Annotated in this window: 7 protein-coding genes; 3 read left to right on the plus strand and 4 right to left on the minus strand. The window is 57.1% G+C overall.

The annotated features are described in order from the left end of the window. Positions 1 to 1264 (plus strand): hydroxysqualene dehydroxylase HpnE (gene hpnE, locus ACLPGZ_RS19495; protein ID WP_429641890.1); only part of this gene is annotated, 1264 nt, incomplete at its 5' end. A gap of 16 nt (positions 1265 to 1280) precedes the next feature. Here the strand turns inward: hpnE and speG are convergent. The 4 genes from speG to alaC all read right to left on the minus strand — a co-directional run bounded on the left by speG (position 1281) and on the right by alaC (position 6041). Then, positions 1281 to 1838 carry a spermidine N1-acetyltransferase gene (speG, locus tag ACLPGZ_RS19500; protein WP_009461630.1) on the minus strand — a complete coding sequence of 186 codons (558 nt, stop codon included), beginning with the start codon at positions 1836 to 1838 and terminating at the stop codon, positions 1281 to 1283. 311 nt (positions 1839 to 2149) lie between these two features. Further along, the gene (gene thrC / locus ACLPGZ_RS19505; RefSeq protein WP_009461628.1) at positions 2150 to 3559 is read right to left on the minus strand and encodes a threonine synthase; all 1410 of its coding nucleotides are present in this window, start codon (positions 3557 to 3559) and stop codon (positions 2150 to 2152) included. Beyond that, the gene (locus tag ACLPGZ_RS19510; protein ID WP_022983573.1) at positions 3559 to 4857 is read right to left on the minus strand and encodes a homoserine dehydrogenase; all 1299 of its coding nucleotides are present in this window, start codon (positions 4855 to 4857) and stop codon (positions 3559 to 3561) included. The genes thrC and ACLPGZ_RS19510 overlap by 1 nt, the downstream gene beginning before the upstream one ends. Beyond that, positions 4854 to 6041, minus strand: a complete 1188-nt coding sequence (gene alaC, locus ACLPGZ_RS19515) for an alanine transaminase (RefSeq protein ID WP_026484343.1) — start codon at positions 6039 to 6041, stop codon at positions 4854 to 4856. The genes ACLPGZ_RS19510 and alaC overlap by 4 nt, the downstream gene beginning before the upstream one ends. A gap of 167 nt (positions 6042 to 6208) precedes the next feature. Between alaC and ACLPGZ_RS19520 the strand changes: the two genes are divergently transcribed. Continuing rightward, a complete protein-coding gene (locus ACLPGZ_RS19520) occupies positions 6209 to 6652 on the plus strand; it encodes an Mth938-like domain-containing protein (RefSeq protein WP_009457563.1) in 444 nt (147 codons plus the stop codon). Further along, positions 6649 to 7116, plus strand: coding sequence for a peroxiredoxin (locus ACLPGZ_RS19525; RefSeq protein WP_009457565.1), 468 nt, complete (start codon positions 6649 to 6651; stop codon positions 7114 to 7116). The genes ACLPGZ_RS19520 and ACLPGZ_RS19525 overlap by 4 nt, the downstream gene beginning before the upstream one ends. Positions 7117 to 7298 lie beyond the last annotated feature (182 nt).

Below are 7298 nucleotides of genomic sequence, written 5' to 3' on the forward strand. Positions count from 1 at the left end.
GGGCTGGGCGGGCTGTGCTGCCGCCTGGCGGCTGAAGACGCAAGGCCATCAGGTCAGTGTCTTTGAAGCCTCGCGCCATATAGGCGGGCGTGCCCGCCGCATCCACAGCCCCAATCTGGGGCGTGATACTGATAACGGCCAGCACATCATGCTGGGCGCCTACTCCGTCATTCTGGGTTTGATGGGAGAAATCGGGCTGGACGAAGCATCCCGTCTGGAACGCAAGGATCTGGACGTGATCTCGGCCGATGGGCGCTTTCGCCTGCGCAATCGCCCCTTGCCTGCCCCCTTCCATTTATTGACTGGCCTGCTGGGCGCCCAGGGCCTGAGCTGGTCGCAGAAAATCAAGCTGGCACGTTTTTGCCGCTGGCTGATGAAACAGCAATGGCGCACCCCGGATGGTCTGACGGTTTTGCAGCTCCTGGAGCAGCATCAGCAAGACAGCCATGTCATCCGTTTGTTCTGGCAGCCGCTCTGCGTGGCGGCCATGAACACGCCCATTGAGCAAGCCTGCGCCCAACTATTTGCCCATGTCTTGCGCGACAGCCTGGGCGGTCCCCGGCAAGCCAGCCAAACCTTGATTCCCTTGATGGATTTAAGCCAGCTCTGGTGCGAGCCCGCCCTGCGTGACATTCAGCTACAGCTGGGCCACAGAGTACAAAGACTGGAACTGACAGAGTCAGGTGTACAAATTGACGGCCTGCAGTTTGATGCAGCCATTGTGGCCTGCCCTCCCGTCCAGGCTGCGCGCCTGCTGCATAGCCTACCCAGCAGCCCGGCCAGCGAACAACTGCTGGCCGATCTGGAAGCCTTCGGCTACATCCCTATTGCCACCCTGTATCTGGAATTGGAACAGGCCTGGAATCTGCCCCATTCCATGTTGATGCTGGACGATAAAAGCGGCAGTGGTGGCCAATGGCTGTTTGATCACAGCGCCCTGAAACCGGGCAGCGGTGAAACGCTGGTGGGGATCGTCATCAGCGATGCTGTGCGCCTGCAAGCGCTGGACCGCGAGCAGGCCATTGCCGCGATCATCGAGCAGGTACGCAGCCAGACCCGGCACCTGAAAGCCATGCCTGCCATACGGGCCAGCGAGCTGATTATCGAAAAACGGGCCACGTTTGCGGCTGTGCCCGGTCTGCGTCGCCCTTCGGTAGCGACACCTTGGCCAGCTATTCGCCTGGCAGGCGACTGGACCGATACCGGCTACCCCGGTGTGCTGGAAGGCGCTGTGCGCAGCGGTCTGAAAGCCGCGCATCTGTAAGGGCCACGACTGAGCACTACTGCGCCGACGGTGTCAGCAAAGTTTGCGCAGGCTTATGAGCGGCCAGAAACTCCGATTGAAACAGGCACATGCGCACCACATCCCGATATTGGCCGTTAATGAAGAACTCGTGCTTGAGCTCGCCTTCCACCTGAAAACCAAACTTCTGATAAATGTGAATGGCTTTGTGGTTTTCCTTGTCCACAATCAGCACGATCTTGTACAGGTTCAGCACTCCAAAGCCGTACTCGATAGCCAGCTTGGTCGCCCGCGAGGCAATGCCCTTGCCCTGGAACTCCGGCGCAATAATGATCTGGAACTCTGCCCGGCGGTGTACATAATCAATTTCCACCAGTTCCACCACGCCGGACGGCTGCCCTTCCCACTCCACAACGAAACGACGTTCACGCTGATCGTGAATATGCTCATCGTACAGAGCCGCCAGCTCGCCATAAGTTTCGTAAGGTTCTTCGAACCAGTAGCGCATCACGCTGGCGTTATTGTCCAGCAAATGCACAAAGCGCAAATCTTCGCGCTCCAGCGGGCGTAATTTAACGTGAGTCGTTTTACTCATGATTTTTCTATCCTTTCTCTATGTTCGATAGACGAGCCGCCTATCTGCCTATACCAAAGGCCATAGACATCATGCCCGCATATCGTGTGTTTTTGATGAAGGCCTGATAGAAAAAGTTCAGTTGGCTGCAAAACCGCAGCCCGACCAGTCTTGCGGTAAAACCGGCCAAAAACGCAAAAACCCCGATTTCTGCTTTCCTGCATAGCAAACTGAACATCAGTCAGGCCAGCAGGAATATCAAAATCGGGGTTTGAAACTACTACCTAGCCGCTATGGCTGCGCCAGCCCGGAGCTAGCGCAGGTAGCGGGCATCAGGTTGGGGCGTGTTCCTCGATGTAGCGACGTACTTGAGCTACATCCGAATCCATCACCACCACCTTCTGTGGCAAGTCTGCCAGACCGGTCAGGTGCGCAGGCACCGGAGCGGGCTGACCAATCGCTTCTTCGATTGTCTCGGAGAACTTGGCAGGCAGCGCTGTTTCCAGCACCAGCATGGGGATGCCTTCTTCGCGGAAGTTCTGAGCCACCTTGACGGCGTCTGCCGTGTGCGGGTCGATCAGAGTCTGGTACTGCTTGTTCACCTGAGCAATGGTGTTCAGACGATCCTGGTGCGAGCTGGCACCAGCCACAAAGCCGAACTCTTCCTGGAAGCGTGGCAGATGCTCGCTCAGGTCGAATTGGCCTTCTTTGGCCAGCTGCTCCCACAATGCCTTGACCTTGCTACCATCACGGCCCAGCAGATCAAACACAAAGCGCTCGAAGTTGGAGGCACGGGAAATGTCCATGGATGGGCTGGACGTGGCGTAAGTTTGCTCGGAACCACGGGGACGATAAATACCGGTGCGGAAGAACTCTTCCAGCACGTTGTTTTCGTTGGTGGCCAGAACCAGCTTGGCGATAGGCAGCCCCATCTGACGAGCAATGTGGCCCGACAGAATATTGCCGAAGTTACCCGAAGGAACAGCAAACGAGACCTTTTGACCGGCCTGGTTCGTGCTGCGCAGCCAACCCCAGAAGTAGTACACCACCTGAGCGGAAATACGTGCCCAGTTAATGGAGTTCACGGCGCCCAGATGCCATTTGGACTTGAACTCCAGATCACCCGCCAAGGCCTTGACGATGTCCTGGCAATCATCGAACACACCTTTCACCGACAGGTTGTGGATGTTTTCGTCTTGCAAGGAATACATCTGAGCGCGTTGGAAAGCACTCATGCGACCGTAAGGCGAGAGCATGAACACGCTGACGCCACGCTTGCCGCGCAAGGCGTATTCAGCCGCCGACCCAGTGTCGCCGGACGTGGCACCCACAATGTTCAAGGTGCTGTTGCGCTGTGTCAGCACGTATTCGAAAACCTGGCCCAGGAACTGCATGGCCATGTCTTTAAAAGCCAGGGTTGGGCCTTGGGACAAGCCCAGCAAGGAGAAACCGGGTTCCAGTTCCTTGACCGGTACCACCTGCTCGCTGTCGAACACGCCAGGGGCGTAAGCACGTGCCGTCAAGGCGGACAGTTCATCAGCCGGAATATCGGTGACAAACAGGCCCAGCACTTTGGCGGCCAGTTCGGGGTAGCTCAGAGCGCGCCAGGACTCCAGCGTTTCTGCACTGACTTGAGGGTAGCTCTCTGGCATGGCCAAACCGCCATCCGGAGCCAAGCCTTCCAGCAAGATGTCCGAAAATGGCTGGGCCTTCATGCCGCCACGAGTAGAGATGTAATTCATTACAGGTTCTCCACGCGCAGACGGGTCACGGCAGACTGAACAAAAGGCAGATTCTGAATCTGGCTGATCGCGCCATTGATGGCACCTTCACGCGCTTCATGCGTCAGGAAGATGATGTCAGCCTGTTCACCGGCTGGCTCCTGGAACATGGAACCGATCGAGATCGAGGCTTGCGCCAGAATGCGAGCCACATCAGCCAGAACACCAGGACGGTCATCCACACGCAAACGCAGGTAGTACGAGGACACCACTTCATCCATAGGCAGGATGGGCGTATCGGACATGGCGTTGTGCTGGAAGGCCAGGTAAGGCACGCGGTGTTCCGGTTCTGCCGTTTGCAGACGGGTCACATCCACCAGGTCCGCCACCACCGCCGAGGCGGTTGGCAAGGCGCCGGCACCGGCACCGTAGTAAACGGTTTGGCCCACGGCATCGCCATGCACCAGCACCGCGTTCATGGCACCTTGGACATTGGCCAGCATGCTTTGCAGTGGAACCAGTGTGGGGTGTACGCGCAGTTCGATACCTTCTTCACGGGCGCGGGTAATACCCAGCAGCTTGATGTTGTAGCCCAGGCGTTGTGCGTGTTGCAGGTCTTCCAGTGCCAGGCTGGTAATGCCTTCCACGTGAGCCTTGCTGAACTGCACGGGGATACCAAAGGCCAGGGAGGCTAGCAGGCTCAGCTTGTGCGCAGCGTCCACACCTTCAATGTCGAAAGTAGGATCGGCTTCGGCGTAACCCAGACGCTGGGCATCGGCCAGGGCTTCAGCAAAGCTGACACCACGGTTGCGCATTTCGGACAGGATGTAGTTGGTGGTGCCGTTGATAATGCCGGCCAGCCACTGAATACGGTTGGCCGTCAGGCCTTCGCGAATTGCCTTGATGATAGGAATACCACCGGCCACAGCGGCTTCGAAGGCCACCATGACGCTACGCTCGTGAGCAGCGGCAAAAATCTTGTTGCCATGCTTGGCCAGCAGCGCCTTGTTGGCGGTGACCACGTGCTTGCCCTGGGCAATGGCTTCCATGACCCACTCGCGTGCCAGGGTGTCGCCACCCACCAGCTCGACCACAATATCGATCTCGGGGTTGCGCACCACATCCATGCCGTCTGTGGTCAGGGTGACCTCGTCCCCCACCAGCGCGCGTGCCTTTTCCAGGTCACGCACAGCAATAGCGACCACCTCAATACGGCGACCGGCGCGGCGAGCGATTTCATCTGCATTGCGTTTCAATACGTTCCAGGTGCCGCTGCCAACCACACCCAAACCCAGCAAACCTACTTTGATAGGACTCATTGAACAAATCCGTCCTTACGGAACATTTCTTTGATGCCGCGTACCGCCTGACGGGTACGTTGCTCGTTTTCGATCAGCGCAAAGCGCACATAGTTGTCGCCATACTCACCAAAGCCGATGCCGGGGGATACGGCTACTTTGGCATCGCTCAGTAAGCGCTTGGCAAACTCCAGCGAACCGATGTCCTTGTAGAACTCGGGAATCTTGGCCCAGATATACATTGATGCCTTGGGGACATCGACCATCCAGCCTGCTTCATGCAGGCCCTTGGCCAATACGTCGCGACGGCGGCGGTACTGCTCCACCACCTCGCTGACACAATCTTGTGGTCCTTCCAGCGCCGCAATGGCGGCCACCTGAATCGGTGTGAAGGTACCGTAGTCGTGATAGCTCTTGATACGTGCCAGGGCATTGACCAAGGACTCGTTCCCCACCATGAAGCCAATACGCCAGCCGGCCATATTGTAGCTTTTGCTCATGGTAAAAAACTCGACTGCGACATCGCGCGCACCTTCCACCTGCATGATGGAGGGGGCCACGTAGCCGTCAAAGGTAATGTCGGCATAGGCCAGATCGTGTACCACCAGAATATTGTGCTCGCGTGCCAGCGCCACAATACGCTCAAAAAAGGACAGTTCCACACACTGGGCCGTCGGATTGCTGGGAAAACCCAGAATCATCATTTTGGGCTTGGGAATGGACTCCCGCACGGCTTTTTCGATTTCCTCGAAAAAGTCCACGCCGGGGACCATGGGCACCGAACGGATATTCGCGCCGGCAATGACGGCACCATAGATATGAATCGGGTAGCTGGGGTTGGGCACCAGAACGGTGTCGCCCTTGTCCAGGGTTGCCAGCATCAAGTGGGCCAGACCTTCTTTGGAACCGATGGTAACGATCGCTTCACTATCAGGATCCAAGTGCACATTGTAGCGGCGCTCGTACCAATTGGTCACGGCTCGGCGCAGACGCGGAATGCCTTTGGAGACAGAATAACCATGAGTGTCCGGGCGGGTGGCCGCCTCGACCAGCTTTTCCACGATGTGCGCCGGTGTCGCGCCGTCCGGGTTCCCCATGGACATGTCGATAATGTCCTCGCCACGACGGCGGGCGGCCATTTTCAGCTCGCCTGTAATGTTGAACACGTAAGGCGGCAAACGCTCGATGCGCGGAAAGCGAATCATGACATTCCTTGAGAAGAAAACAGCGAAGACCCAAACCAAAAGGTGCGAAGTAAATCAAAGAGTTTAATCCATGATTGACTTACTGAGAATCACTGCAAACAGATCAGGTGCCGCATCGTCCCTGACTCTTTGCGCTATCATCGACCCTGTAACGGGAGAGACTCATCGTGCAACTGCAACGCGAACACAATCCAGCCATGAATGCCATCACCGCTTACGGTGAGGACTATGTGGCAATCAACTTTCAAAACCACGATCATTCCATCTTCTTCAGCCCTGAAGGTCCTGTGCAGGACCTGGCCATTCAAAGCGCAACCGAGCTGACAGCCCCGTTGCTGCGCCGGATTGCCGGACTGGAATCGGTCAAGCAAGACCCCATGGCCTTTCTGGACGACGCCCCGCCGGCGCGCCCTGACAACGCCCCCGAATTGATCTTGATTGGGACTGGCCAGCGACAACACTTTCTGCACCCGGCTGTCACGCAGGAAATGCTGCAGTGGGGCATAGGTGTGGAAATCATGGATACCCAGGCCGCCGCCAGAACCTACAATATCCTCATGTCCGAAGGCCGCAAAGTTGTCGCCGCCTTACTCATACAGGAAAAAGCATGACAGCCCTACAAATTGGTGCCCCTATCCCCGACTTTTCCGTGCCCTCCACCCAGGGCGAGTTCAGCGCCGCTGACCTGAAAGGAAAAATGACAGTGTTGTACTTTTACCCTAAAGACAACACGCCGGGCTGCACCACCGAGTCCCAGAATTTCCGCGATGCCCTGCCCGAATTTCAGGCTGCAGGCGCGCAAATCATTGGCGTTTCGCGCGACTCGCTCAGTTCGCACGAACGTTTTATCGACAAGCAAGCCCTGACTTTCCCTTTGCTTGCCGACACCGAAGAGCGCTTGTGCGAACTGTTTGGGGTCATGAAAATGAAAAACATGTACGGTAAACAGGTACGTGGCATCGAGCGCAGCACCTTTTTGATCGACGCCCAAGGTGTGTTGATTCAAGAATGGCGTGGCATCAAAGTGCCCGGCCACGTCCAAGCTGTATTACAGGCTGTTCAGCAAGCCGCCTGAAACCTTACCGTGCCGACTTGCAGGTCGGCACACAACCAGGAGTACGTGTTATATGCCGCTACCAACGTTGCCCACCAAGCTGGGAACCCTGCTTAGCGAAAAAGATGACAGTGTCATCCTTGCCGATCCACCCGTACCACTAGACGAACCCGACACTCCCCCCGCCAGCCCCAAAGCCGCCC

Origin of the sequence: Alcaligenes sp. Me129, from assembly GCF_050487245.1 — a bacterium.
GTDB classification, from domain to species: domain Bacteria; phylum Pseudomonadota; class Gammaproteobacteria; order Burkholderiales; family Burkholderiaceae_B; genus Alcaligenes; species Alcaligenes phenolicus.